26 protein-coding genes are annotated in these 26880 nt (G+C 69.5%); 14 read left to right on the plus strand and 12 right to left on the minus strand.

The annotated features are described in order from the left end of the window. The first annotated feature begins 6 nt into the window (after positions 1 to 6). From QE374_RS07825 to QE374_RS07850, 6 genes are all read left to right on the plus strand, one after another. Positions 7 to 813, plus strand: a complete 807-nt coding sequence (locus tag QE374_RS07825) for an ABC transporter ATP-binding protein (RefSeq protein ID WP_309733702.1) — start codon at positions 7 to 9, stop codon at positions 811 to 813. After that, on the plus strand, positions 810 to 2321 hold the full coding sequence (locus QE374_RS07830; RefSeq protein ID WP_309733704.1) for an aldehyde dehydrogenase family protein: 1512 nt from the start codon (positions 810 to 812) through the stop codon (positions 2319 to 2321). The genes QE374_RS07825 and QE374_RS07830 overlap by 4 nt, the downstream gene beginning before the upstream one ends. Further along, positions 2318 to 4072 carry a thiamine pyrophosphate-requiring protein gene (locus QE374_RS07835; protein WP_309733705.1) on the plus strand — a complete coding sequence of 585 codons (1755 nt, stop codon included), beginning with the start codon at positions 2318 to 2320 and terminating at the stop codon, positions 4070 to 4072. The genes QE374_RS07830 and QE374_RS07835 overlap by 4 nt, the downstream gene beginning before the upstream one ends. Further along, on the plus strand, positions 4069 to 5121 hold the full coding sequence (locus QE374_RS07840; protein ID WP_309733707.1) for an amidohydrolase family protein: 1053 nt from the start codon (positions 4069 to 4071) through the stop codon (positions 5119 to 5121). The genes QE374_RS07835 and QE374_RS07840 overlap by 4 nt, the downstream gene beginning before the upstream one ends. A gap of 72 nt (positions 5122 to 5193) precedes the next feature. Next, entirely contained in the window at positions 5194 to 5628 is a 435-nt protein-coding gene (locus tag QE374_RS07845; protein ID WP_309733709.1) for an SRPBCC family protein, read from the plus strand. Then, on the plus strand, positions 5621 to 5968 hold the full coding sequence (locus QE374_RS07850) for a VOC family protein (RefSeq protein ID WP_309733711.1): 348 nt from the start codon (positions 5621 to 5623) through the stop codon (positions 5966 to 5968). The genes QE374_RS07845 and QE374_RS07850 overlap by 8 nt, the downstream gene beginning before the upstream one ends. Positions 5969 to 6028: 60 nt before the next feature. Here QE374_RS07850 and QE374_RS07855 read toward each other — a convergent pair whose 3' ends face one another. The 9 genes from QE374_RS07855 to QE374_RS07895 form a co-directional block, all read right to left on the minus strand. Then, entirely contained in the window at positions 6029 to 7516 is a 1488-nt protein-coding gene (locus QE374_RS07855; protein ID WP_309733713.1) for an aldehyde dehydrogenase family protein, read from the minus strand. A gap of 93 nt (positions 7517 to 7609) precedes the next feature. After that, positions 7610 to 8506 (minus strand): sugar phosphate isomerase/epimerase family protein, encoded by an 897-nt coding sequence (locus QE374_RS07860; RefSeq protein WP_309733715.1) that lies wholly within the window; start codon positions 8504 to 8506, stop codon positions 7610 to 7612. 8 nt (positions 8507 to 8514) lie between these two features. Then, positions 8515 to 9297 (minus strand): SDR family NAD(P)-dependent oxidoreductase, encoded by a 783-nt coding sequence (locus QE374_RS07865; protein WP_309733717.1) that lies wholly within the window; start codon positions 9295 to 9297, stop codon positions 8515 to 8517. Between the two features lie 61 nt (positions 9298 to 9358). Continuing rightward, on the minus strand, positions 9359 to 10339 hold the full coding sequence (locus QE374_RS07870) for a sugar ABC transporter substrate-binding protein (protein ID WP_309733720.1): 981 nt from the start codon (positions 10337 to 10339) through the stop codon (positions 9359 to 9361). A gap of 79 nt (positions 10340 to 10418) precedes the next feature. Beyond that, positions 10419 to 11411, minus strand: coding sequence for an ABC transporter permease (locus QE374_RS07875; protein WP_309733723.1), 993 nt, complete (start codon positions 11409 to 11411; stop codon positions 10419 to 10421). Position 11412: 1 nt separating this feature from the next. Then, entirely contained in the window at positions 11413 to 12942 is a 1530-nt protein-coding gene (locus tag QE374_RS07880; protein WP_309733724.1) for a sugar ABC transporter ATP-binding protein, read from the minus strand. After that, positions 12939 to 14009: an alcohol dehydrogenase catalytic domain-containing protein gene (locus QE374_RS07885; protein ID WP_309733727.1), complete on the minus strand. Its 1071-nt coding sequence runs from the start codon at positions 14007 to 14009 to the stop codon at positions 12939 to 12941. Before QE374_RS07885 ends, QE374_RS07880 begins: the two co-directional genes overlap by 4 nt. Before the next feature lie 8 nt (positions 14010 to 14017). Further along, complete coding sequence (locus QE374_RS07890; RefSeq protein WP_309733729.1) at positions 14018 to 14983, minus strand: transketolase C-terminal domain-containing protein; 966 nt, start codon at positions 14981 to 14983, stop codon at positions 14018 to 14020. Continuing rightward, positions 14983 to 15858, minus strand: a complete 876-nt coding sequence (locus QE374_RS07895; protein ID WP_309733731.1) for a transketolase — start codon at positions 15856 to 15858, stop codon at positions 14983 to 14985. Before QE374_RS07895 ends, QE374_RS07890 begins: the two co-directional genes overlap by 1 nt. A gap of 215 nt (positions 15859 to 16073) precedes the next feature. Between QE374_RS07895 and QE374_RS07900 the strand changes: the two genes are divergently transcribed. The 8 genes from QE374_RS07900 to QE374_RS07935 all read left to right on the plus strand — a co-directional run bounded on the left by QE374_RS07900 (position 16074) and on the right by QE374_RS07935 (position 23542). After that, positions 16074 to 17576: an aldehyde dehydrogenase family protein gene (locus QE374_RS07900; protein WP_309733733.1), complete on the plus strand. Its 1503-nt coding sequence runs from the start codon at positions 16074 to 16076 to the stop codon at positions 17574 to 17576. 121 nt (positions 17577 to 17697) lie between these two features. Beyond that, positions 17698 to 18219: a MarR family winged helix-turn-helix transcriptional regulator gene (locus QE374_RS07905; RefSeq protein WP_309733735.1), complete on the plus strand. Its 522-nt coding sequence runs from the start codon at positions 17698 to 17700 to the stop codon at positions 18217 to 18219. A 112-nt stretch (positions 18220 to 18331) separates the two neighbouring features. Next, entirely contained in the window at positions 18332 to 19207 is an 876-nt protein-coding gene (locus QE374_RS07910) for a methylenetetrahydrofolate reductase (protein ID WP_396653327.1), read from the plus strand. 12 nt (positions 19208 to 19219) lie between these two features. Further along, positions 19220 to 20095: a formyltetrahydrofolate deformylase gene (purU, locus tag QE374_RS07915; protein WP_137418715.1), complete on the plus strand. Its 876-nt coding sequence runs from the start codon at positions 19220 to 19222 to the stop codon at positions 20093 to 20095. 48 nt (positions 20096 to 20143) lie between these two features. Beyond that, positions 20144 to 21547: an aminomethyl transferase family protein gene (locus tag QE374_RS07920; RefSeq protein ID WP_309733738.1), complete on the plus strand. Its 1404-nt coding sequence runs from the start codon at positions 20144 to 20146 to the stop codon at positions 21545 to 21547. Between the two features lie 92 nt (positions 21548 to 21639). Continuing rightward, positions 21640 to 22236 carry a PadR family transcriptional regulator gene (locus tag QE374_RS07925; RefSeq protein ID WP_309733739.1) on the plus strand — a complete coding sequence of 199 codons (597 nt, stop codon included), beginning with the start codon at positions 21640 to 21642 and terminating at the stop codon, positions 22234 to 22236. Beyond that, a complete protein-coding gene (gene folE, locus QE374_RS07930; protein ID WP_309733741.1) occupies positions 22233 to 22814 on the plus strand; it encodes a GTP cyclohydrolase I FolE in 582 nt (193 codons plus the stop codon). The genes QE374_RS07925 and folE overlap by 4 nt, the downstream gene beginning before the upstream one ends. Before the next feature lie 68 nt (positions 22815 to 22882). Beyond that, complete coding sequence (locus QE374_RS07935) at positions 22883 to 23542, plus strand: GntR family transcriptional regulator (protein ID WP_309733743.1); 660 nt, start codon at positions 22883 to 22885, stop codon at positions 23540 to 23542. A gap of 151 nt (positions 23543 to 23693) precedes the next feature. On the opposite strand, the gene QE374_RS07940 is transcribed toward QE374_RS07935, so the two are convergent. From QE374_RS07940 to QE374_RS07950, 3 genes are read right to left on the minus strand one after another with little or no spacing between them, the layout of a single operon-like run. Then, complete coding sequence (locus QE374_RS07940) at positions 23694 to 24950, minus strand: ABC transporter substrate-binding protein (RefSeq protein WP_309733745.1); 1257 nt, start codon at positions 24948 to 24950, stop codon at positions 23694 to 23696. Continuing rightward, positions 24947 to 25999 carry a branched-chain amino acid ABC transporter permease gene (locus QE374_RS07945; protein ID WP_309733747.1) on the minus strand — a complete coding sequence of 351 codons (1053 nt, stop codon included), beginning with the start codon at positions 25997 to 25999 and terminating at the stop codon, positions 24947 to 24949. Before QE374_RS07945 ends, QE374_RS07940 begins: the two co-directional genes overlap by 4 nt. Next, entirely contained in the window at positions 25999 to 26880 is an 882-nt protein-coding gene (locus tag QE374_RS07950; RefSeq protein WP_309733749.1) for a branched-chain amino acid ABC transporter permease, read from the minus strand. Before QE374_RS07950 ends, QE374_RS07945 begins: the two co-directional genes overlap by 1 nt.

Consider the following 26880-nt stretch of genomic DNA (forward strand, 5'->3'; position numbering starts at 1 on the left):
GGATCGATGTCCCACCCCACATCCACCGTCCCCGTCCTCGAGGTCGAAGGACTGCGAAAGACCTACAACGAGGGCACCGATCAGGCCAACACCGCCGTCGCGGACGTCAGCTTCGAGGTCGCGAAGGGCGAGCTGGTCTGCATCGTCGGCCCCAGCGGCGCGGGCAAGACGACGCTGCTGCGCTGCATCTCCGGGCTCGCCTCTCCCAGTGGCGGCGAGGTGCGCTTCGAGGGCGACCGCCTCACCGACGTTCCCGCCGAGCTCGGCCTCGTCTTCCAGGACTACAGCCGCTCGCTGTATCCCTGGATGACGAACGCGAAGAACGTCGCCATCCCTCTCGCCGCGCGCGGCGTGGGGCGGCGAGAGCGTGAGCGACGCGCCGAGGAGGTGCTGGAGAGCGTGGGCCTCGCGCACGTGGGCAAGAAGTACCCGTGGGAGCTGTCGGGAGGCATGCAGCAGCGGGTCGCCATCGCGCGCGCCCTGTCGTACCGCCCCGAGCTCCTCCTCATGGACGAGCCCTTCGCGTCGGTCGACGCGCAGACCCGGTTCGACCTCGAGGATCTCGTCCTGCGGGTGCGCAACGAACTCGGGATCACGGTCGTCGTCGTCACCCACGACATCGACGAGGCCATCTACCTGAGCGACCGCATCGTGGTGCTCTCGAAGAACCCGAGCGTGGTTCGCGAGGTGGTTCCCGTGCCCCTCGGACGCACCCGCGACCAGGTGCGCACCCGCGCCAGTCAAGAGTTCCTGGATCTTCGCGCGCATCTCCTCTCGCTCGTCATGCCTGCATCCACGGCGGCTCTCTCGTGAGTGGCCCCGGCATCGTCGCGGCGTTCCCCGTCGTCGACGCGCACAGCCCGGTCGAGCTCGGGCACCTCATCGACGCGGAGGAGCGCGCGGGCGGCGCGCGCATCGACGTGCGCAACCCCGCCCGCGTCAGCGAGATCGTCGGCGTCGTGTTCGACGGCGGCGCGGCCGAGGTGACCGCGGCGGTGGATGCGGCGGCGCGCGCAGCCGCATCCTGGTCCCGCTCGGACATCGCGGATCGCGAACGCCTGCTGCGCCGCGCAGCGGACGTGATCGACGAGCACGCCGATCGTCTGGCGGTCTTGACGGCGAGGGAGAACGGATCGCCGCTCGCGACCGTCCGCGCCGAGACCGGCGCCGCTGCGACCGTGTTCCGTGCGATCGCCGACGCCGTCGCCGAGCGTCTCGAACCCGAGCTGCATCGCCGCGGCGCCGACGACGCCTACGTGCGGGTCGAGCGCCGAGGGTTCGGGGTGGTCGGCTGCATCGTGCCGTGGAACGCCCCGCTCGTGCTCACCGCCAACAAGATCGCGCCCGCGATCGCGGCCGGCAACGCGGTCGTGGTCAAGCCCTCGCCCACGTCCCCGCTGGGGGTGACGGTGCTCGCGCGCCTGGTCGGCGCCGTCTTCCCCCCGGGTGTCGTCTCGGTGGTGAACGGCACGGCCGCCGCCGTCGAGGCGCTGATCGACGACCCACGGGTGGGCAAGGTGTCGTTCACGGGGGGCGGGCAGACCGCGCGCCACGTGCTGGCGCGGGCCGCGACGGCGCTGAAGCCCGTCCATCTGGAGCTGGGGGGCAACGATCCCGCGATCGTGCTGGCGGACGCGGACCTGGCCCACGCTGCGGAGGGGATCGTCGCCTCCGCGTACCGCCGCGCCGGTCAGGTGTGCTTCGCCGTCAAGCGCGTCTACGTTCCGCGCGGGCAGCACGCGGAGCTCTCCGCGCTTCTCGCGGAGCGGATCGACGGGATGCGCGTGGGCGAGTCGCTGCATCCGCAGGCGACGATGGGCCCGCTCAACAACGCCGCCCAGCTGGAACGCGTGCGCGGGATCGTCGAACGTACCCGCGCTGCGGGCCGCGAGGTGCGTGAGCTGGGGCGTCCGGTGTCCACGACCGACTGGGACGGCGGGCACTTCCTGCTCCCCCACCTCGTGACGGATGCGCGTCAGGAGGACGAGCTCGTGCGGGACGAGCAGTTCGGCCCCGTGCTGCCGGTGGTCGCCTACGACGACGTCGCCCAGGCCGTCGCCTGGGCCAACGACACCCCCTTCGGCCTGGCCTCGTCCGTGTGGTCGCGCGATCCGGTCGCGAGCGCTGCCGTGGCCCGCGAGATCGAGGCCGGGGTCACCTTCGTGAACAGCCACCTGTTCTCGCCCGAAGGCTCGCGCTGGATCCCGTTCGGCGGCTGGAAGCAGAGCGGCATGGGCTGGGAAGGCTCGCCCCATGGGATCGACGAATACCTCCGCTTCCACAGCGTCGACGGTCACGTCCTCGCCGGGGGCCGCTCATGACGACGACCGCCGCCGCCATGCTGGTCGACACCCTCCGCGCGGCCGGCGTCGAGCACGTGTTCGCCAATCTCGGCAGCGACCATCCGGCGCTCATCGAGGCGCTCGCCGCGGATCGTGCACGCGGCGAGCGCGTCCCCCGGGTCATCGTGTGCCCGCACGAGTACACGGCGCTGAGCGCGGCGCACGGTTACGCCCTCGCCACGGGGCGCCCCCAGGCGGTGTTCGTCCACACGGATGTGGGGACCGCCAACCTCGGCGGCTCCGTACACAACGCGGCACGCGCGCGCGTGCCGGTCCTGATCTTCGCGGGGCTCACGCCCTACACGCTCGAGGGCGAGGAGCAGGGGGGCCGTGACACCCACGTGACCTTCCTCCAGGACGTGCCCGACCAGCACGCGCTCGTGCGGCCATATGCGAAATGGTCGTACGACCTGCGCACCGCGGCGAACGTTCCGCAGGTCGTCCTCCGCGCCCTGCAGCTGACACGCAGCAGCCCCGCAGGCCCGGTGTATCTCACCGCCGCGCGCGAAGTGCTCGCCCAGAGCGCCCCGGCCCCCGAGACGGCGATCGAGCGCTGGCCGCGCATCGCCCCCGCCGCGGCCGGCGCCGATGTCGTGCGTTCGATCGTGGACGCGCTCGCCGGCGCCTCCCGCGCGACGATCGTGACGACCTCCGTCGGGCGGGACCGGGATGCGGTCGCCCGCCTCGTGACGCTCGCGGAGAGATGGGGCATCGGCGTCGTCGAGCACAACGCGGAGGTGCTGAGCTTCCCGCACGATCACCCACTGCACCTGGGCGACGCCCCGGCCGCGGCGGTGGAGACATCCGATGTCCTGATCGTGCTGGACGCCGACGTGCCGTGGATCCCCGCCGCCGTGCAGCCCGCCCCCGACGCACGCATCTTCGTGGTGAGCGACGACCCGCTCCAGGAGCGCATCCCCCTCTGGTACCTGCCGGCCGAGGCGCTCATCCGCGCCGATGCGCTCACCTTCCTCGACCAGCTGCTGGAACATGCCCCCGATGCCGCTCAGGCCGAGGCCGCGGCTGCGCGCCGCGAGAGCGTGGCGGCCGACGCCCACCGCGCCCGGGCCGAGCGGGCCGAGCGCATCGCGGCGGACGTCGCAGAGCGACGCCTGTCTGCGGGCAGCGTCGGCGCCACCCTGTCGCGGCTGATCGACACCGAGACGATCATCGTCAATGAGGCCATCACGGCGGCACCGGACATCTGGCGATCCCTGCCGCGCACCTTGCCGGGCACGGTGTTCGGCAACCGCGGAACATCTCTGGGCTGGTCGGGCGGCGGAGCCCTCGGCATCAAGCTCGCCGAGCCGAACCGGCGCGTCGTCAGCATCGTCGGCGACGGCACGTTCTACTTCAGTGCACCTTCCTCCGCCGCATCCGTCGCCGCGCGCTACGGTCTCGCCACGCTCACCGTCATCCTCGACAACGGCGGCTGGAACGCGACCAGGCGCAACGCGGTGCGTCAGTATCCGGACGGCGTCGCCCAGCGCGATGAACGGTTCTGGGTCGGGCTCGGCCGTGAGGCCGACCTGCCCGGAATCGCTCGCGCCGCGGGCGGCGGCTGGGCGGCCACCGTCACGGACTTCGACGACCTGGAGGACACCCTGCGCACGGCGCTCGGCCATGTCGACGGCGGCGTGCCCGCGACGGTCGCCGTGCGCCTGCCGGACATCTCCACGCACGACATCGACGAGCCGGCTGCCGCCGCAGAAAGGATCCACGTTCCATGAACGCCGACGCACACCGCCCGCCGTATCTGCGCATCGCGACGGAGGAGGCCTGGGCGCCGCCCGAGGCGATCGCGCTGTACCGCGACCATCTCGCGCGCCGCGACCTGGACGACGTCGGCTTCAACAGCCTGATGGGCTACTTCCTGAACTCCCCTCACCCGCAGCCGCGTGCGGTCGTGGAGCGCCTGCAGGACGCGGCCGAGCGACGCATCGCCGACATGGATGCGACCGGCATCGACCACCAGGTGCTCGCCCTCACCTCGCCGGGAACCCAGGTGCTGCCCGCCGATGAGGCCGTGGCGCTGGCCGAGACCGCCAACGCACGGCTCGGTGAGATCTGCCAGGCGCGGCCGGAGCGCTTCTCCGGGCTGGGGACGGTGTCGTTCACGGATGCCGCGACGGATGTCGCGGCACTGCGCCGCGCGGTCGGGGAACACGGGCTGAAGGGCCTGATGCTGAACGATCACGTGCGCGGCGATCACCTGGACCATCCGCGTTTCGCGCCGCTGCTGCGTGAGCTGGAGGATCTCGACGTGCCGCTGTATCTGCATCCAGGCACACCCCCGAACGCCATGATCGCCCCCTATCGCGAAGCCGGGCTCGACGGGGCGATCCTCGGTTTCGGTGCCAGCGCGGGGCTCCATCTGCTCCGGATCATCACGTCGGGCGTCTTCGATCGCCATCCGCGTCTGCGGCTCGTGGTCGGGCACCTGGGCGAGGCGCTTCCGTTCTGGCTGCACCGCATCGATCACATGCATGCCAAGCAGGTCGCCTCCGGACGCTACGAGGCGATCAAGCCGCTCGCGCAGCGGCCCTCGGAGTACTTCCGCTCCCACATCTGGCTCACGACCTCGGGGATGCCCTGGGAGCCGGCGATCCTGTTCACCCGCGAGGTGACGGGTCCGGACCGCGTGATGTACGCGATGGACTATCCGTATCAGTTCGAGGCCGATGAGGTCGCGGCGCAGGACGCCCTGCCGATCTCGGATGCGGAGAAGGCCGACTTCTTCGAGAACACCGCGCGGCGGGTCTTCAACCTGACGTTCTGAATCTGCGGGACGCGCGGACTTGTCACGGCGATCGTCCGGGCCTCCGGCGGCCCGTCGGCCTACGGTGGCGGTATGCGCGCCGTCGGGACGATCCGGGTCGAACGTGAGCCCCGGGAGGTCTTCGACTTCCTCGAGCTCGTGGAGCATGAGACGTCCTGGCGGCAGTCCGTGACGGGCTCGCGATACGTCGACGCCACGCGTCCCGCAGTCGGCACCGTCGGCGAGACCATCGCCTCGATGGGATCGCGCAGCGTACGGATGGGGTGGACGGTGATCGCGCTCGAGCCGGGCCGTCGTGTGGCGTGGGAACTCGACGGCGATCCCTGGCTCGGTGGCGGGAGTTACACCGTCGCGGCCTCGGGCGGCGGCTCGACGGTGACGGCGGAGCTCACCATCAGGCTCCACGGGGTCATGCGAGCCGCGGAGCCCCTTCTGTGGCTGCCGTTCCGGAAAGGGCTCCGCGATGATCTGCGTCGCTTGAAGCAGAGGATGGAGCAGCATGCCTGAGCCGCGCGGGATCGACAACGTCTTCGTCGAGGTCGGCGATCTAGACGAAGCGGTGGGCTGGTACGAACGGGTGGTCGGACTGACGCTCAAGGTGCGCACGCCCGATATGGCGGTACTCGACGTCGGAGGAGACGTGGCCGGGATCGTCCTCAGCAGTGCTGACCAGGTCTCGCCGACGAAGGTCTGGTTCGAGGTGGCGGACGCCCGCGACGCGGCCACGGAACTCGGCGTGCAGACCTTCCCGATTCCGACCGGGCTGACGGCAGAGGTCGTCGACCCCTGGGGCAACCGCATCGGCTTCACCGACTACACGGCACGTCCGGATCTCGCCCGCTCATGATGCCCCGGTGACCGACGGATGCGGGCGGCCCCGCGAGAGGACCGCCCGCATCCGTCGGTATCAGAGCGGGTACTGTCCCGGCTCGCGGCGCATCGTGATCCAGCGGGTCTCGGTGAAGGCGTCGATGTTCGCCTGCGCACCGCCGTGGCGGGATCCGGTACCGGAGGCGCCGACGCCGCCGAAGGGCGAGTTCGCCTCGTCGTTGACCGTCTGATCGTTGATGTGCACGATGCCGGTCGGGATGCGCTTCGCGAGGTCGTAGGCCTTCATCGCGTCACGGCTGACGATCCCCAACGAAAGCCCGTAGTCGGTCGCGGCGGCCAGCTCGACGGCCTCGTCGTCGGTCGCGAAGGAGACCACCGAGGCGACGGGACCGAAGACCTCGTCGCAGTACGCGGCCGCATCCTTCGGGGGATTCGCCAGCACCGTCGGGCGGTAGAACAGCTGCTCGTAGGTACCACCGGCCGCGAGGCGGGCGCCTTGGGCCACGGCGTCCTGCACGAGCGTGTGCACGCGGTCCCGCTGCGTCTCGTCGATGAGGGGTCCGAGGTGCACCTGCCCTGCCGCCGGGTCGCCGACGACCATCGAGTCGGCCTTCGCCGCGAGCTTCGCGACGTACTCGTCGAACAGCGACTCGTGCACGATGTGCCGGCCCACGGTCATGCAGATCTGCCCCTGGTGCAGGAAGGCGCCCCACGTGGCGAGGTTGACCGCCTGGTCGACGTCGGCATCCTCGCGCACGAGGAAGGCGGAGTTGCCGCCGAGCTCGAGGTGGGCACGAGTCAGGTGACGGCCGGCGAGCTCGCCGACGGCGCGCCCCGCCCGGGTCGACCCCGTGAAGGCGACCACGCGCACGCGGGGGTCGGCGACCATGGCTTCGCCGACCTCGGCGCCGCCGGGCACGAGCTGCAGGATGCCCTTGGGCAGGCCCGCCTCCTCGAAGATGCGCACCATCGAGACGCCGCCGGTCACGACCGTGCGGGGGTCGGGCTTGAGCAGCACGGCGTTGCCGAGCGCGAGGGCCGGCGCGACCGCACGGATACCGAGGATGAGCGGAACGTTGAAAGGCGAGATGACGCCCACGACGCCCACGGGAACCTGCTGCGCGAGCGAGAGGCGGGGCTCCTCGCTGGAGAGGATCGTGCCCAGCGGCGCCGAGGGCAGAGACGACGCCTCGTAGCACTCGGCCGCGGTGACGTGCAGGGCGAAACCGGCGAGCGGCGGGATGGCACCGACCTCGCGGATGTTCCACCCCATGATCTCCTCCGCGTGCTGCTCCCACAGCTGCGCGGCCTTGCGCAGCACGGCCGCACGGGCCGGATGCGGCGTGGCCGCCCACTCCTGCTGCGCCCGCGCGGCGGATGCGGCGGCGCGGGCGACGTCCGCGGCATCCGCCATCCCGACGTGCACGAGGGTCTCACCGGTGGCGGGCTCGATGGAGGGGATGGAGCCTCCCCCGCCTTCGACCCATTCGCCGTCGATGTAGATGCGGCCCTCGAAGACGTGGGGATCGATCAGGGTGGCGGTGTCCTGCGTTGCGGTCGACATCGGTGTCACCTTTCCGGGCTTCCCTGCCCTATACGTATGAATACATCCTCAGCGACGCGGGGTCCGCGCGCAATGGGAGGGGGTGCTCCCGGGTCAGCCCGTCGCGCGGGCCAGGCGGTGGGACCTGCGGCCCGGGATGCTCTCCGCCCATCCCCGGCGGATGACGCCGATCGCGTCCCGGGCGAGAGCGAGGCCGTCGGCGTAGGGCGTGCGCCAGATCGAGAGCACGTCCGCCGCACCTCCGGCCAGCGGCCGCGAGAAGGCCTCCACACCCCATCGGCCGCGGTAGCCCGCGTCCAGCGCCTCCCGCACGAGCGCGGGCACATCCACCGCGCCGCTCTCCAGCGGACCGCGACCGGACTGGCCGAGCTCGAGATAGCGCAGGCGCGGCATCGCGGTGCGGATCGCCTGCACGGCGTCCGCCTCCTCGATCGCCATGTGGAAGCTGTCGAGGTGGACGCCGAGGTGGGCGGAGCCGCTCGCGGCGACGTAGTCCATGGCCTGAGCGGCCGTGTTGAGCGCGGCCTCCTCGTAACGGTTCAGCACCTCGAAGGTCATCTGGATGCCGCGTTGCGCCGCCTCATCGGCGACCGCTCCCACTGCCCGCGCGCTCTCGACGAGAAGCACCGGGTCGATCGGTTCGGACGCGGGTCCGAAGAGCCCGTACGGCACCCCGTTCAGCTGATCGGCGCCGAGCCGCTCGGCGAAGCGCACGCTCTCGCGCAGCAGCTCGACCCCCGCCCGACGCACGTCGGCGTCGGGCGAGGAGACGTCCGCGTCCGGCGTCTGCCCGCACATGGCGATCGGCAGCATCCCGGTGCGCAGGAACGCATCCGCGAGGGCGTCCGCGTCGGTCGAAGCCGCGTCCAGCGGGGGCAGCACGGCACGTCGGTAACCCATCTCCCGCAGATCGTGCAGAACCGGCACCAGCTGCGCCGGCGCGAGCTCGGGCGTGATCGCCGAGAGGTGGCACGCGAGGTCGAGGTCCATGACGCGCCTCAGAACACCGGCAGATCGAGCCGCTGCTTGAACACCGAGTAGCCGTCATCGACACTCACGACAGTGCCGTTGATCGCGTTCGCCTCGTCCGAGGCCAGGAAGGCGACCACGTCCGCGATCTCCTCCGGGGCCGTCAGGGTGTTGCGCATCTGCTCGGCGGCGAACGTCGCCCGCAGCTCCTCGCTGAACTGGTTGATGATCGGGGTCCCGACCCGCCCCGGCGTGATGGCCACGGCGCGGACGCCGTACTGCGCGAGCTCGTAGGCCGCGGAGCGGGTGAAGGAGATGACGGCGGCCTTGGCGGCGCTGTACGAGAACGAGAGCTCCGCCGCCTGCTGGCCGTAGATCGACGACGTGCTGATGATGACGCCGCCCGTCCCCTGCTTCCGGAACTGCCGTCCGGCGGCGAGGATGCCGTAGTACACGCCGTCCTGATCGATGCGGATCATCGGCTCGTAGTCGACCGCGGGGTCGTGCTCGAGCAGGGGCTTGCCACCGGCGATGCCCGCGTTGTTGAAGATGACGTCGAGCGAGCCGAACACCTCGACGGTCCGCGCGACGGCGGCCTCCACGTCCTCATAACGGGAGACGTCGGTGCGCACGGCCGCGACGGAGCCCGTGAAGCCGAGGCCCTCGAGCTCCGTGACGACCTGGTCGGAGCGCGCCAGGTCGACATCGGCGATCATGACCTTCGCGCCCTCGCGGAGGAACTTCTCGACGGTCGCGCGACCGATTCCGCTGCTGCCACCCGTGATGAGGGCGGTCTTCGATTCCAGTCGCATGTGCGACCTCCATCCATGTCTGGGGTGGGGCGGGGTGCTCTCGGCACCCCGCCCCGAGGGGTCAGCCGAGCTTGTCGGAGGGGGTGATGCTGTCCGCGTTGTCGACGGTCACGAGGGTCGTGGCGACCGCGTCGAAGCGGGAGGAGGGCAGCGTGCCGTCCTTGCGGTAGGCCTCGATGTCACCCACGACCGTGTCGAGGATGCTGGGCCAGGGCTGCTCGATGGTGGCGAGGAAGGGTCCGCCGGCCTTGATCGCGGCGATCGCCTCGCTGGTCGCGTCGACGCCGGTGACCTTCGCCTTCGAGCCCGCCTCGCTGACCGCCTGGGCGGCGCCGAGCGCCGCGTCGTCCCAACCGACCCAGACGCCGTCGAGGCCGCCGGGGTTCGCCGACAGGTAGTCCGCGACGAGCGACAGCGCCTCGGTGCGTCCCGTCGCGGGAGAGGCGACCTTCTGGATGTCGCCGCCGGCGATGTTCGCGCCCGCCGCGGTCAGCGCCTTCTCGGCGAGGCTGGCCCGCAGCCGGATGCCCGGGTGCGGGTCGTGCCCGATCACCATGATGTTCTTGCCCTTCAGGCCGCCCAGCGCGTCATCCAACGCACCGACGGTCTGATCGACGATGCCCTGCTGATCGGCGGTGACGTTGATCGCGAACGCGTCGTTCTCCTCGGTCGCGGAGTCGATCGCGAAGATCGGGATGTTCGCGTCCTTGGCGGCCGTGACGATCGAGCCGATCGAGGCGACGTCGGTGTAGCCGTCGAAGATCGCGTCGGCGCCCTGCCCGATGGCGCTCTCGACCGCGGGGTTCATCTTCTGGAAGTCGAAGTCGCCCTGGATGACGGTGAGGTCCCAGCCGAGTTCGTCGGCCTTGTCCTGCACGGCCTTGACCCACCAGGCACCCACCGGCGTCTGGTTGCCGGAGGTGAAGGCGATCACCTTGAACTTGTCGTCACCGCCGCCCCCCGAGCCGCCCGACGAGCATCCGGTCAGGACGAGGGCCGCTGCGGCGGCCACGGCCGCGAGGGCCTTGAATGATGTGCGCACGTGTTACTCCTTTGTGTTCGTGGCGTTGTGATGGTGCACGGTCGTGGGGCGACCGCTTCGGGAAAGTGGATGCGGAGCGTCAGCGCTCGCGATGCCGCAGCGACGACAGCGTCACCGCGGCGATGATGATGAGGCCTGTCACGACCTGCTGGACGTAGGCGTTGACGCCCAGGATGTTCAGACCGTTGCTCATGACGCCGATGATCGCGACGCCGACCATGGTGCCGCCGAGATTCGCGGCGCCCGAGCGGACCACCGTCATGCCGAGGAAGACGGCGGCGACGGAGAACATCATGTTGTCGCTGCCCTGCACGGCGCTCGCGCTGCCGAGACGTGCCGCCAGGAGCACGCCGCCGAGCGCCGAGATCGCGCCGGCCGCCGTGAATGCGATGAGCCGGGCCCGACGCACGTTGATGCCGGACAGGCGCGAGACCTCGACGTTGCCGCCGGTCGCGTACCAGCGCCGACCCATCGTGGTGAAGCGCAGGACGAACCACAGCAGCAGCGAGATGACGATCGCGATGTAGACCGGGATCGGGATCTCGAACAGCTTCCCCTGCCCCATGGAGTTGAACTCCGGCGGCAGGTTGAACAGTGTCGTCCCCGCGGTCACGAGGTAGGCGAGACCCACCACGGAGGTCATCGTGGCGAGCGTCGCGACGAAGGCGGAGAGATTCACGTAGGCGATCAGCAAGCCGTTGACGAGCCCGACGAGCAGGCCCACCAGGATTGCGACCGCGACCGCGACGGTCACGGGGACGCCGTTGATCATCATGGATGCGGCGACCGCGCCCGCGAGCGCCGATGTGGCGCCCACCGACAGATCGAAGTCGCCGACGACCATGACGATGGTCTGCGCCCCGGCGATGATCGCGAGGATCGAGACCTGGTACAGGATGTTCTTCACGTTCGTGAAGGTCAGGAACACGTCCGGTCGCATCGCGAAGAAGAAGATGACGAGCACGATGAGGGCGACGACCGTGCCGCCGTGGAGGAAGATGCGCCCGAACGACTCGGCACGCGCGGTCACGATGCTGCGCGTGGTGAGCGTGGGGTCCGTGGTGGTGGCCATGTCACTCTGACTTTCCGTAGCAGTAGGAGAGGAGCAGCTCGTCGTCGGCGTCTGCCGCGGCGACCTGTCCGGAGATGCGCCCCTCGTGCATGATGACGACGCGGTCACTCATGCCGATGAGCTCGGGGAGTTCGGAGCTGACGGCGATCACGGCGGTGCCGGTCGCCGCCAGGCGACGGATGAGGCGGTAGATCTCGGCCTTGGTGCCGACGTCGATCCCGCGCGTGGGCTCGTCCATGAGCAGGACAGCCGGTTGACGCTCGAGCATCTTGGCCAGGACGACCTTCTGCTGGTTGCCGCCCGAGAGCTCCCCCACGCTCTGGCGCGGGCTGCGGGCCTTGATCTGCAGGTCCGACATGCCACGGCGGGCGATGTCGGCGATGCGTGCCTGGGAGACGACACCGGCCGAACTCACCGAGGAGAGGTTCGCGATCGTGATGTTGTCCTGGATCGAGGCCCCCAGGATCACACCCTGGCTGCGGCGCTCCTCGGGAACGAGCGCGATGCCGGCCGCGAGCGCACGACCCACCCCGGGCGAGCGCGGCAGCGTCTTCTCCCCCACCGTGATCGTGCCGGCCTGGTGCTTCTGCGCTCCGGCCAGGATGCGCAGCAGCTCGCTGCGTCCGGCGCCGGCGAGCCCGCCGATGCCGAGGACCTCCCCGGCACGCACCTCGAACGACACGTCCTGCACGCGACGACCGGTCAGGCCGTCGACCCGCAGCACGACGTCTCCGCCGCCTGAGCCGCGTTCGGGATAGAGCTGACCCGCTTCGCGGCCGACCATGAGGGAGATGACCTCGTCGATGTGCGAGTCGGCCACATCCTTCGTGATGATGGTCTCGCCGTTGCGCATGATCGTCAGCCGGTCGCACAGCTCGAAGACCTCCTCGAGGCGGTGCGAGACGTAGACGATGGCGACGCCCCGCTCGCGCAGGGAGCGCAGCACCGCGAACAGGTCGGTGATCTCGGTGTCCGTGAGCGACGCGGTCGGCTCGTCGAGGATGAGCACCCGCGCGTCGGTGGCGAGGGCTCGGGCGAACGCCACCATGGTCTGCTGCACGGGCGACAGGTCGCCGGCGAGCTTGCCCAGCGGGATGCGCTGATTGATGCTGTCCAGCTGCTCCTTCGCCCGCCGGCGGAGCTCCCGCCAGTTGACGACTCCCCCGCGGCGCGGCGTCTGCTCACCCAGCAGGATGTTCTCCGCCACCGTCAGCGACGGGATGATGGACAGCTCCTGGTAGAGCGCGACGATCCCCTCGCCGCGCGCGGTGCGCACGCTCTGGAACTCGACCTCCTGGCCTGAGCGCAGGATGGTCCCGCCGTCGGGGGCGTACAGCCCCGTGACGACCTTGATCAGCGTGGACTTGCCCGCACCGTTCTCGCCGAGCAGGGCATGGATCTCGCCGGGGAGCACCGACAGCCGGGCGCCCTTCAAGGCGTGGACCCCGTCGAAGCGCTTGACGATGTCGCGGGCTTCGAGCGCGGGGGCGGTCTCCACCGGCGCCGCCTCCCGTTCCAATGCGGTGGTCATGACAGTTCTCCGAGCCGGGCCTCGTCGTTGCAGGCGATGATGACCTTCGGATAGCGCCCGGTGAGGTGCGCCTCGAAGGCCTCCGCGGCCTGCTCGAGGGGGAAGACGGCCTGCGTGAACTCAGCCAGGTCGAGGTGAGGCAGCAGGTTCAGCGCACGCGGGAACGCGTACGGCGACACGAAGAGGCCCGTGAGCGTGAGCTCCTTCAGATAGAGGTAGTCCGAGATGTTCAGCGGCAGCTCGTAGTCGCTCGGGTACATCGCCGCGTAGATGACCGTGCCGCCCTTGGCCGCCAGATCGAGAAGTCCGCGGGTGGCCCGCGTCGATCCCGAGGCGTCGATGACGATGTCGTAGCCGCGGCCCTCGGTGAGCTCGTCCGCGACGGCGGCCTGGTTCTCGGTCGTGGGGTCGATCGTGTACTGCGCGCCGTGGCGCCTGGCCATCCCTCGCCGGTCGGCGATCGGCTCGATCATCGTGAGCGCGGTCGCACCGTAGCGGGCCATGACCTGCACCGCGAGCTGCCCGATCGGCCCGCCGCCGCAGACGACGACGCGGTCGCCGACGCGGATGCGGGTCTTGTCGGCGATGCGCACGGCGACAGAGGTGGGCTCCAGCAGGCATCCTTCGAGCAGGCTCACGCTTTCGGGCAGGCGGTACACCTGCGACTCGTGCCAGGTGACGGTCTCGGCCATGCCCGGACGGTTGTAGTCCTGGATGTGCTCGCAGAACTGCTGACGTCCGTCCTGACAGGGTCGGCACGAGCCGCAGAAGCGGAGGAAGTTGCCGGCGACCCGGTCGCCGACGCGGAGACCGCCCCGTCCGGCGCGCTCCCCCAACGCCTCGATGACGCCGGACACCTCGTGGCCGAGTCCGATCGGGACGTCGGTGCCGAAGAAGCCTTCGGCCAGGTGCGGGTCGGAGCCGCAGATGGCGGCGTAGGCGACGCGGATGCGGACATCCTCCGGACCCAGCTCGGGCTGCGGCATGTCGACGACGCCGATGCGGCCGCGGGTGGCCTCGTCGGGATCGCGCAGGTTGCCGATGCGCGTGACGGCGACGGTGCGCATGGTGGCGCTCACCCCTCGGCCGCGATCACGCGACGCAGCGCCGCGGTCGTCGCCGACAGTCCGTAGCCGTACTTGTCGCGCAGCTGCTCGTCCTCGCCGAAGCCGGCGTAGACCTGCGGGATCCCGAGTCGCTCGAACGCCGTCAGACGGATGCCGCGATCGGCCACGACATCGGCGATGCGGGTGGCGAGGCCGCCGTAGGCGAGGTGATCCTCGAGCACGACGAAGCGCCCGCCCGTCTCGGCTGCGGAGCGCACGATGAGCTCCTCGTCGATCGGCTTCAGCGTGAACATGTCGACCACGCGCACCGAGCGGCCGTCCGCGGCGAGCTCGTCCGCAGCGTCCAGCGCCTGAGCGACGGTCGTGCCGTGCGTGAAGATCGTCGCATCGGTGCCCTCGCGCGCCACGATGCCCTTGCCGATGCGCACCTCGTGCTGACCGGGCTCGTAGAGCACCTTGTCCTTCTTGCCGACGGCCAGGCGGATGTAGATGGGGCCCTGCATCGTCATGGACTGCCGGATGATCTCGCCGACCATGAGCGGGTCGCCGATCGAGGTCACGGTCATGTTGGTCAGGGCGCACATGAGCGCGAGGTCCTCGACCGCGTAGTGCGTCGATCCGCCGTTGCCGACGAGCCCGCCGTGCGTGCCGATGATCTTGACCGGGAGGTTGGGGTAGCAGACGTCGGTGCGCACCTGCTCGAGCGCGCGCATGCTGAGGAACGGGAGCATGCCGGAGACGACGGGGATGTTGCCGTCGTAGGCCAGGCCGGCGGCGATCCCGACGCACGCCTGCTCGGCGAGACCGACATCGATGAACCGGTCGGGGAAGGTGTCGCGGAACTCGACGAGGGTCGCCCCGATGTCGGGGGTGAGCACCCACAGGTTCTCGTACTCGGCGCCGAGCTCTGCGAGCGTCGAGCCGATGACCGATCGCGCTCCGAGGAACTCTCCGAAAGTGAAGGTCACAGGCATCAGACGGACTCCTTCTCACGCGAGGCGGTGAGCGCCGCGAGGGCGCGTTCGAGGTCGGCGGCGCCGAGAGATCCGGCGTGCCAGGCGAGGTTGCGCTCCATGAAGTCGACGCCCTTGCCCTTGATGGTCTCGGCGATGATGACGGTGGGCGTCTCGCTGTCGGGCTCGGGCAGGGCATCGAGCGCCTCCACCAGCTGAGCCATGTCGTGGCCGTCGATGTGCACGACGTTCCAGCCGAAGGCGCGCCACTTGTCCGGGTAGGGCTCGAACGCGACGCGCTCCTCCGCGAAGCTCGTCATGAGCTGGCGGTTGCGGTCGACGAAGGCGACGAGGTTGCCGAGACGGTTGCTGCGAGCGGCCATGACCGCCTCCCAGACCGACCCTTCGCCCGTCTCGCCGTCACCGAGGAGGGTGAAGACGCGGTGGGCGTCGCCGCGGTGGCGGGCACTGAGCGCCATGCCCACGGCGAGGGGAAGGCCGTGTCCGAGCGAGCCCGTCGACGCCTCCACGCCGGGCAGCTGCACCTTGCACGGGTGCATGCCGTACGCGCTGTCGAGCTGGCCGTAGGTGTCGACGATGCCGTCGTAGGAGAAGAAGCCGCGCATCGCCATAGCGATGTACATGCAGACGGCGGCGTGACCCTTGCTGAGCACGAAACGATCGCGCGCGGGGTTGGCGATGTCGGTCGGATCGACGTTCAGGCCGTAGTGGAAGAGAGCGGTGAAGATGTCCGCCGAGGACAGGTCTCCGCCGATGTGGACGGCGCCCTCGTAGGTGCCGCACAGCTGCAGGAGCTTGCGCCGCAGCTCGAACGCCAGATCCTCCAGTTCGGCCACGTTCGGACGCTGGTCCGTCTGCAGGGGGGAACTGCTCATCATGCCTCCTCGTCGATGGCAGGGAGACGTCGAATGTGCGCAGAATCGCGTCTTCATCGACGTCGTTTCGGGTGTCGCCATCCGACTCTGGAGGGCGACCCGGTGAACGTAGCACGATCTCATTTACATGTAAACAGGAATGGACGTAAACTCGTGCCGCGGGGGTGGCGACGGTCGCGATCCCGCACATATCCGAGACACAGAGAGGTGCAGGGATGTCGAGTTCGATCGCCCAAACGTCCGCCGGAGTGCGGACAGGGCTCTACATCGGAGGCGCGGAGCGCTTCACCGATGACGTTCTACAGATCGCCGATCCGGGAAAGCCCGGAGTCGTCGTCGGCGAGGCCGCGGCGGCCTCGCCCGCAGATGTCGCGGATGCGGTCGCCGCCGCATCCGCTGCCTTCGGGTCGTGGAGCGCACTGTCGGCGGCGGAGCGCGCGGATGCGATGGCGGCAGCCATCGCCGGCATCGCCGATGAGCGCGACACCGACGCCGCCGTCTTGTCGCAGGAGAACGGCAAGATCCGCTTCGAGGGGTGGGTGGATGCCCTCGTCTTCGAGATCCGGTGGAACCTCGCCCTCATGCTGAAGGACGAGGTCGAGAAGGGGCACACGCTCCCCGTGGTCCCCGGCGCGATCCCGGTGACGACGGAGGTGGCGTACCAGCCCCTCGGTGTCGTGACGATCATCGTGCCCTTCAACTGGCCGATCGCCATCCTCGGCGCGGCGCTTCCCCACGCGCTGCTCGCGGGCAACACCGCGATCGTGAAGCCGCCGCCCTCCGCGCCGCTCGCGACGACCCGCGTGGTGCAGCGCATCGCCGAGAAGCTGCCCCCCGGCGTGCTCAACGTGGTCACGGGCCGCGACGAGAACATGTCGGAGCTCATCCAGAGCCCCGACGTCGCGAAGGTGTGTTTCACGGGCAGCGTGAACGGCGGGAAGCGCATCATGCAGATGGCGGCGCAGACCCTCACGCGTGTGACGCTCGAGCTCGGTGGCAACGACGCGGCGGTGTTCCTCGAGGACGCGATCCTCGACGACGCGCACCTCGACCGCCTCTACGCCGCGATCTACGACACCACCGGCCAGATCTGCATGAACGCCAAGCGCGTGTTCGTGCACCGCTCGCGTCTGGACGAGCTGGTCGCGGGGCTCGAAGCGCGCCTCGAGAAGGTCGTGATCGGGTACGGGCTCGACGAGGGCACGACCATGGGCCCGCTGCACCAGCCGGCCCAGAAGGCGTTCGTCGAGGAGATCATCCAGGAGGCGAAGGACGCCGGCGCCGACGTGCGCGAGTACGGCACTCTGCCCGGAGGCGAGCTCGCAGGCGGCAACTTCCTGCGCCCGGCGATCGTCGTCGACCCCGACCCGTCGCTGCGGGTCGTGACCCAGGAGCAGTTCGGCCCGGTCATCCCGATCATCCCGTTCGACTCCGAGGAAGAGGCGATCAGCCTCGCCAACGACACGTGGGGCGGGCTGTGCGGCTCGGTGTGGACCGCATCGCCCGAGTCCGCGCAGCGCGTGGGGTCGCAGCTGGTCTGCGGCTACGTGTGGGTCAACGATCACGGCGCGACCCGCCTCGACCTGCGCGCGCCCTTCGGCGGCATGAAGCAGTCCGGCTTCGGACGCGAGCAGGGCATCGAGGGCGTGCGCGCCTTCCAGGACACCCGGTCGATCGCCACGATCGACCCCGAGGCCCTGGCGGCGATGGCGCACTGACGACCGCGATGCGGGCCGGGATCACGCGTCCCGGCCCGCATCCGTCGCCAACGGCACGGACCGCATCCGACGTCCGGAGAGGAACCCCATGGTCACAGATCGCACTCGACACGCACACGGCGTGAAGCCACCCGCCGAGGCGGTCGTCGAGCCGCTGGCGGACCACATCGACCCCGACGCGTTCACACCGCGACTACTCGCCCTGCTCTCCAACGCGCTGGTGTGGCGCGAATCCCACGAGCTCCGGCGCCAGTTCGATCTGGGCACCAACGAATGGCGCGTCATCTCCGCACTCGCCATGAACCCGGGTTTCTCCGCATCGGAGATCTCGGAGTTCCTGGTGGTCAACAAGGCGATCGTCTCCAAGAGCGTGACGACCCTGGTGGAGCGGGGCCTCGTCGTGCTCGCGGAGGGTGCCCGCGGATCGCGGCCGATGTACCTGACGGCAGCCGGTGCGGCCATGCACGACGACATGCTGCCGATCTCCCTTCGCGGGCAGGAGATCATCCTGGCCCACATGACGCCGGCCGAGGTCACCCGGCTGAATGCGCTGCTGCGCAAGATGCTCGACGAGATGCGGGTGCTGCAGAGCCTCGACAACGAGTCCTGGCTCGCGGATGCGGGTGCCACCCGTAAGAGCTGAGCCGCTCCTGCATTCTGCACCCCGAAATACCTCTTGCCATTACCTATCGACATAGGTACTCTCGCTGACGAGGCGCAACGAAGCCCTCCCGAAAGCGGAAGGACCACGACTCGTGGCACGTAACACCCCCGCACCCGACCCGGCCGCATCCCTCGCACTGCTCGACGGCTTCTCGCTGGAGATGACCGGCAAGGACATCCCCGGCCTCGAAGAAGCCCGCGACGTCATCCCCGCCGGCACGAAGATCAACGTCACCTTCCTCGGCAACGAAGACCTCGACATGCGCGTGGCGGCCGCCAAGGCCGTGAAGGATGCCGGATTCGTACCGGTCCCCCACGTCTCCGCGCGGCGACTCGCCTCGGCCGCCCAGCTCGAGGAGTTCCTCGACCGGCTGCAGCAGGTGGGCGCCACCGAGCACGTCTTCGCCGTCGGCGGCGACCCCGCCGAGCCCGAAGGCCCGTACCCGGACTCGCTGAGCGTCATCCGCTCCGGCATCCTGCAGAAGTACGGCGTGCGCGAGGTCTCGATCGCGGGATACCCCGAGGGACACCCCGACATCCCGACCGATGTGCTGTGGCGCCACCTCGAGGACAAGTCGGCGGCGCTGACCGATGCGGGCCTCGGCCAGGTCATCCTCACGCAGTTCGCGTTCGACACCGACCCGGTCATCGACTGGATCGACGGGGTGCGCAGTCGCGGGATCACCGCGGAGATCCGCATCGGCACCCCGGGCCCGGCCGGCATCAAGCGCCTGATCACCTTCGCCCGACGCTTCGGCGTCGGCGCGAACGCGATGATCGTGAAGAAGTACGGGTTCTCGCTGACCAACCTGATGGGAACGGCGGGCCCCGACCGGTTCATCGGCGACCTCGGCGCGCTCGTCGCGCAGAAGGACTCGCGCGGACCTGTCAAAATTCACTTCTACACGTTCGGCGGTCTGCGGGCGACATCCGATTGGGCCCGCGACTACATCGCCGCGCAGTCCTGAGGAGATCCCCGCATGTCCCTGCACAAAGACGCCCTGCGTGACCACGCCTGCCTGATCGTCCACGGCCCCGACCAGCCCGGGCTCGTGGCCGCCGTCACCGCACTCATCACGCGCAACAAGGCGAACATCGTCACCCTCGACCAGTACTCGGACAACCCCGAGGGCGGCGCGTTCTTCCAGCGCGTCGTCTTCCACCGCCCCGACCTCGCAGCGGCGATCGGCGACATCGAAGCCGACCTCGCCCAGACGCTGGAGCCCTACGGGATGCAGTGGCGCCTGACCGACCAGTCGGTGCCGAAGCGCATGGCGATCCTCGCTTCCACGAGCGATCACTGCCTGCTCGAGCTGCTGTGGCGTCACCGCCGGGGCGAGCTCAACGTCACGATCCCCATGGTGATCTCCAACCACACGAACACCGCAGAGGACGTGCGCTCGTTCGGCATCCCGTTCTTCCACGTTCCCTCCCAGGGGCCGGACAAGTCGGAGGCCGAGCGCGAGATCGTCAAGCTGCTCGCGGGCAACGTCGACTTCGTCGTGCTGGCGCGCTACATGCAGATCCTCACCGACGACTTCCTCGAGGGCGTCGGCGTGCCGGTCATCAACATCCACCACTCCTTCCTTCCCGCCTTCATCGGCGCCGGCCCCTACAAGAAGGCCAAGGAACGCGGCGTCAAACTCATCGGCGCCACCAGCCACTACGTCACCAAGGACCTCGACGAAGGCCCGATCATCGAGCAGGACGTCGCCCGCGTCGACCACTCGATGACCGCCGCCGACCTCCAGGCCCGCGGTGCCTACGTCGAGCGGGCCGTACTCTCGCGCGCCGTGCAGTGGCATGCCGAAGACCGTGTCATCCGGCACGGCAACCACACCATCGTCTTCACCTGACTCCGACGCCTCACCCGAGGCGCCGGCCCCCGAACAGAGAGGTTCATCGTGGCCAGCAACCTGCAGGAACTCATCGACCAGAACAACCCGGTCGAGATGCTGCGCAACTCGCAGATCGGCTCCTACATCTACCCGGTCGTCCCCGCCGACTTCCAGAACTGGATCAAGGAGCAGCAGGCCTGGCGCAACACCGCCGTGCTCTACGACCAGTCCCACCACATGGACAACGTGTTCCTGAAGGGCTCCGACGCGATCAAGCTCATCAGCGACACCGCGATCAACTCGGTGGCGAACTTCGCGGTCAACAAGGCCAAGCAGTACGTGCCCACCACCGCGAGCGGCCACGTCATCGGCGACGGCATCCTCTTCCGCGAGGCCGAGGACGAGTACGTCTACGTCGGACGCGCGCCCGCATCCAACTGGCTGATGTATCACGGTGAGACCGGCGGCTACCAGAACCTCGACGTGCAGGTCGACCGCCGTTCGCCCTCGCGCCCGTACGGCCACGCCGTCACGCGCCGCTACTACCGTTTCCAGATCCAGGGCCCGAAGGCGTGGGACGTCATCGAGAAGCTCAACGGCGGCCCGTTGGAGAAGCTCGGCTTCTTCAACATGTCGACCATGACGATCGCCGGCAAGACCGTGCGCACCCTCCGTCACGGCATGGCCGGCGCTCCGGGCCTCGAGATCTGGGGCCCCTACGAGGACCACGACGCCATCCGCGACGCGATCGTCGAGGCGGGCGTCGAGTTCGGTCTCGTGCCGGTCGGATCCCGCGCCTACCCCTCCAACACGCTCGAGTCCGGCTGGATCCCCTCACCGCTTCCCGCGATCTACTCGGGCGAGGCGGAGCGCGGCTACCGCGAGTGGCTCGGCGTCGACAGCTACGAAGCCACCGGAACCCTCGCGGGGTCCTTCGTCTCCGACAACATCGAGGACTACTACCTCACGCCGTGGGAGCTGGGCTACGGCTCCTTCGTGAAGTTCGACCACGACTTCATCGGTCGCGACGCGCTCGAGAAGATCGACCCCTCGAGCCAGCGCAAGAAGGTCACCCTCGCCTGGAACGCCGAAGACCTCGCGAAGGTCTGGGGCTCGCTGCTGAACGTCGACGGACCCAACTACAAGTTCTTCGACCTGCCGCTGGCCAACTACGGCTCCGCGAACTACGACTCGGTCGTGGATGCGGACGGCACGGTCGTCGGCTTCTCGATGTTCACCGGCTACAGCGCCAACGAGCGTCGCGGCCTCTCGCTCGGCACGGTCGACCCCGACGTGCCCGAGGGCACCGAGCTGAAGGTCGTCTGGGGCGAGCCGAACGGCGGCACCTCCAAGGCCTCCGTCGAGCCGCACGAGCAGACCGAGGTGCGCGTGGTCGTCAGCCCCGTGCCCTACTCCACCGTCGCCCGCCAGACCTACCAGGGCGGTTGGCGCACCGGCTACAAGGGCTGAGCCTTCGACGCGACGCGGGGTCCGGTCCGCCCGGGCCCCGCGTCGGCGTTTATGGATAGCCTCAGAGCCACACCTCGGAAGGAGAACGGCGGATGAGCCTGCGCTACGCGCTCCTCGCTCTCGTGCGGGTGGGACCCCAGTCCGGCTACGACCTGCAGAAGCAGTTCGCCGTCTCGGTCGGGCACGTCTGGCATGCCCCGGACTCCCAGATCTATCCCGAGCTGCGCAAGATGGAGGCCGAGGGCCTCGTGCGCGGCGAGGAGCAGGCGCGCGGCGAGCGCGGCACCCGCCGGATGTACCACATCACCCCCGAGGGCGACGCGGCCTTCCTCGCGTGGATGGCGGCCCCCCTCGACTACCAGCGCGTGCGCGACCCCGCTCATCTGCGAGCGGCCTACCTCGAGGCGGGCACGCCCGCCGATTCCCGCGCGTTCCTGCGGGCGCACATCGCCCAGTGGGAGAGCGAGCTCGAGCAGTGGGAAGGCGAGCTGGCACGCATCGACGCCGTCGACAACCCCATGCTGCTGCGCCGGCTCGCGGTCACCGCCGAGGAAGACCGGGAACGCACGATCGCCTACAAGCGCTTCGCCTACGAGGGCCTCGTGGAGCGGGCGCGGGGTGAGATCTCGTGGGCGCAGCGCGGCCTCGCCCTCGTCGAGCGCCTCGAAGGCGCAGAAGGAGCATCATGACCATCGACACGGCAGCGCGCACCGACCGCGCTCGGGCGGTCGCGGCCGTTCGCGAGCTCCTCGAGGCCGTCGGCGAGGATGCCGACCGCCTCGGGCTCACCCGTACCCCCGAGCGGGTGGCGGACCTCTTCCTCGATCTGTTCTCCGGGCTCGGGGTCGACCCGGCTTCCGCGCTCGGCGCGCCCGTCGCCCTGACCGACAACGAGCACCCCGGCGAGCTGGTCGGCATGACCGCCATCCCGTTCCGCTCGGTGTGCGAGCATCACCTGCTGCCCTTCGAGGGCACGGTCGACGTGTTCTACGCGCCGGTGCGTCACATCGCCGGCCTCAGTCGCATCGCGACGCTCGTCGAGCTCGCCTCCCGCAGGCCGCAGCTGCAGGAGCGCCTCGGGCATCAGATCGCCGAGGCGCTCATGACGGTTCTGCGCCCGCACGGGGTTGCCGTGCGGGTGGAGGCCCGTCACGGTTGCGTGGCCCATCTGGAGCCGAGCGCCGCATCCGCTCGCGTGGTCACGGTGGCCACGCTCGGCGACATCCCCGACGCGACCTGGCGCCTCGCCGCACCATCCACCCCGTGACGGTCACGGATCGGACACAATAGTGTTGACGATCCGGTGCGGCGTTTCCGCCCGAGAAGGGGATGACGATGACGTTTCCCTCCGTGACGGACGAGGCCGACCAGGCGGCGCGCCCTGAGCTCGCCGCGCAGATCCGCGACGCGATCCTGGGGGGCGAGTTCGCCCCCCACCAGCGGCTCATCGAAGCCGATCTCAGCGAGCGGTTCGCGTCGCCGCGTGCGGCCGTGCGCACCGCCTTGCTGACCCTCGCGGGCGAGGGACTCGTGGAGCGACTGCCCAACCGCGGCGCGCGGGTACGCGCCATCACCGTCGACGAGGCGGTCGAGATCGTCGAGGTGCGCATGGGGCTCGAGTCGCTCTGCGCCCGCAAGGCGGCCGAGCGGGTCGACGACGACGACATCGCAGGACTCCGCGCGCTCCGTTCCGACATCGAGCAGGCGATCGCCGTGGGCGACCTGGTGGGATACTCCCGGCTGAATCAGGAACTCGATCGGCGCCTGCGCGAGCTCAGCGGGCACGCGACCGCATCCCAGCTCCTGGAGCGCCTGCGTGCGCAGTCCGCGCGGCACCAGTTCCGTCTCGCCTTCCACCCCGGCCGCGCCGCGCAGTCCGCGCCAGAGCACATCGCGATCATCGACGCCGTCGTCGCCCGCGATCCGGATGCGGCGGAGGCCGCCACCCGGCAGCACCTCACCGGCATCGTCGACATCCTCCGCTCGCTCGACTGACCGCATCCGGGGCGCCGACCGCATCCGCGCCCGCCTCTCGCGCAAAGCCCGCGAGACTGCACTTTCGCCACGAGATCACGGGTATTCACCGTGATCTCGTGCGAAAGATGCAGTCTCGCGGGATCTAGAGGGGAAAACGGGCGGATGCGGGTCAGCCGAAGTTCTCGACCGTGGTGTACCCCTGTCCGTTGTACTTCTGCACGACCACCGACGACACGGCCGGCTGACCGTCCACGGTGGTGTCGACGGCGGTTCCGTCGAGCATGAGCGGCGCCTGGAAGTCACTGATCGAGCGCAGGGCTTCCATGAAGTTCTCGCGCGTCGGCTCGGTCATCTTCTCGAAGGCCTGCTCGAGGGTCGCCCCCACCATGAAGCTCCACATGCAGTGCGGGAAGGCGGGCATGTCCTGGTAGTCCGCGTACTGCTTCAGGTCGGTCAGGAACGTCTGCACATCCTCGTCGTCGGCGAACGCGGGGCTCGCGGGCGCCTTCGAGAACGACACCGAATAGACGCCGGGGAAGGCGCCGGCGTTGCCGGGCTGCAGGATGGCGGTCGGGCTCGACGTGTTCGACGGCAGGAACCAGCTGGGGCTCCATCCGAGCTGCTGCGCCTTCTGCAGCGACGAGATCACGAGCGGGGTGATCGACATCGCGTTGAAGAAGACGTCAGCACCCGAGCTCGCAAGCTCCGTCAGCTGTGCATCGACCGTCGTGTCGGTCGCCTCGTAGGTGAGCTCCTTGACGATCTCGATGTTGCTCGCACCCTCGACCGCGTTCTTGAAGCCCTCGAGGTAGCCCTCGCCGTAGTCGTCGTTCTGGTAGAGCACGGCGACCTTGTGGTCCTCGCCGGATGCGGCCAGGAGCTTGCCGAAGGCCTCTCCCTCGTTCTGGTAGATCGGCACGAAGCCGAGCTGCCACGGGCTCTCGTTCGTCTCACTGAAGATCGGGTCGCCCGTCATGACGAGCACCTGGGGCACCTCGTCGGCGATCGCCGCCTCGCGGTAGGCGCGGTTGGTCGGCGTGCCGAGCCCCGCCGTCATCGCGAAGACGCTGTCCTTCAGCTGGTCGTAGTTGGCCTTGGCCTTCTGCGGGTCGTAGGCGTCGTCGAGCGCCTTGATGTCGACCTTGCGGGTCTTGCCGTCGCCGAACTTCACGCCGCCCTCGGCGTTCTTGGCGCCGAAGTACGCGGTCACGCCGGCGACCGTGCAGGTTCCGGGACCGGCCGTCCCGCCGCTGAGCGGTGTGGTGATGCCCAGGCTGATCGACGTGTCGGTGATGCCGGGGCTCGCGGCCGCGGCGCCGCCGGAAGCGTCCGAGCCTCCCCCGCCGCGCGAACATCCGACGACGGTCAGTGCGAGAGCGGACGTCAGGGCGACGATGCCCAGCACGCTCCTCTTCCTCAGATTCATGGGTGATTCTGCCTCTCTGTGGTGGTTCCCTCGGTGCTCGGCGACGCGGGAAGGCCGCCGGACGATGGGTGGCTCGGTCCGCTGTCGGGGCGCCGCCGCATCCGCCTCAGTCGGGCGGGGAGGGATGCGAGTCCTCCCGGCAGGACGAAGAGCACGAGAAGCAGCAGCGCACCCTGGAGCACGGCCGTGAGGTTCGGGTCGACGAGGTTCGTCAGCTGCGGTGCGAGCACGTAGTACGCACCGCCCAGCAGCGATCCGATGATGCTGCCGGCACCGCCGATGACCATCGCCGCGAGCAGCTGGATGGAGTGCCCGAAGCTCATGGTCTCGGGCGAGGTGTACTGCACGACGACCATGTAGAGGAAGCCGCTCACACCGCCGATGAGGGAGGCGACGGTGAAGGCGAGCACCTTGTACCGGTAGGGCGAGACGCCCATCGCCGCGGCGACCGCCTCGTTGTCCTTCACGATCGCGAAGGCGCGGCCGTACTTGCCCCGCACCAGGTTCCGGGTGAGCAGGAAGGCGATGCCGCCGATGATGATCACGAGGTACAGCTGCCATTGGTCGTCGTACAGCCCGGTCCACTCCGGCGCATCCGTGAAGCGCGCCGACACGCCCTGCGAGCCGCCAGTCAGATCCGACAGCCGCTTGGCCAGCGGGACGCCGACGATCGGCAGCGCGATCGTCACCATCGCGATGGCGAGCCCGCCCAGCCGCGCCGCTGCGAGCGCGATGACCAGCCCCACGACACCGGGGATGAGGATGCTGAGCACGAAGACGAGGGCGATGTTCCAGTCGTTCTGCACGCCGTACGCGGTGACATAGGCGCCCAGCCCGACGAAGAAGATCTGCCCGAGCGAGACCTGCCCGGTGTAGCCCATGACGACGTTCAGTCCCAGCACCGCGACGGCGAAGACGCCGATGCGCGCGATGGTCTGGTTGGCGAACTCGGGCAGCATGAGCGGGAGGAGCAAAAGCAGCGCGACGACCGCGAGGACGAGGACGACGCGTACCCACCGACGCGAGAAGACGGATGCGGCGGAAGCCATCAGACACGCACCACCGTTCTGCGGCCGAACAGGCCCTGTGGTCGCACGAGCAGCACGACGAAGATGAGCACGAACGGCACCGCGACCTTGAGGTCGTATCCGATGAAGGGCACGTAGACGGCGGCGAGGTTCTCCAGGACGCCGATGATCCATGCCGCCGCGACCACGCCGACGGGGCTGGAGAGTCCGCCGAGGATGACGGCCGCCAGCGCGTAGACGAGGGCGTTGTCCATCATCCCGGGAGTGAGTGTGAGCTGCGGGGCGACGAGCGCGCCGGCCACCGCGCCGAGCGCCGCGGCCAGCCCCCATCCGACCATGAGCAGGCGACTCACGGGCAGGCCGGAGAAGGCCGCGGACTGCGGATTCACCGCGACCGCACGCAGCGCCAGGCCCAGCTTGGTTCCGGCGAACAGCGCCTGCAGCAGGATCATGATGGCGAGGATGACGACGGTCGTCCCGATCGATCGCACGCTCACCGACGCGCCCAGCACGGAGATCGTGTCGAGGGGGAAGAGCGAGGGGAACTGCTGGTTGTTGTACGTGAAGAGCCAGCCGCAGACACCGGTGATGAGGGTCAGCAGGCCGATCGTCACCACGACGGCGGTGTCGGGATCGCCACCCTCGAAGCGACGCATCAGGTATCGCTCGACGACGGCGCCGAACAGGAACGAGACGCCCACCGAGAGCAGGATCGCGAGGATCAGCGGGACCCCCATCCCCGTGAACCACCAGGCGAGGTAGGCGGAGAGCACCGCCATCCCGCCCTGGGCGAAGTTGATCAGCCCGGTCGCCTGGTTGACGAGCACGATCGCCAGCGCGAGGGCCGCGTAGACCGATCCGACGGACAGTCCGTCGATGACGAGTTGGATGAAGGTTCCCAC

It is taken from the genome of Microbacterium sp. SORGH_AS_0428, assembly GCF_031453615.1.
In the GTDB taxonomy this organism is placed as follows: domain Bacteria; phylum Actinomycetota; class Actinomycetes; order Actinomycetales; family Microbacteriaceae; genus Microbacterium.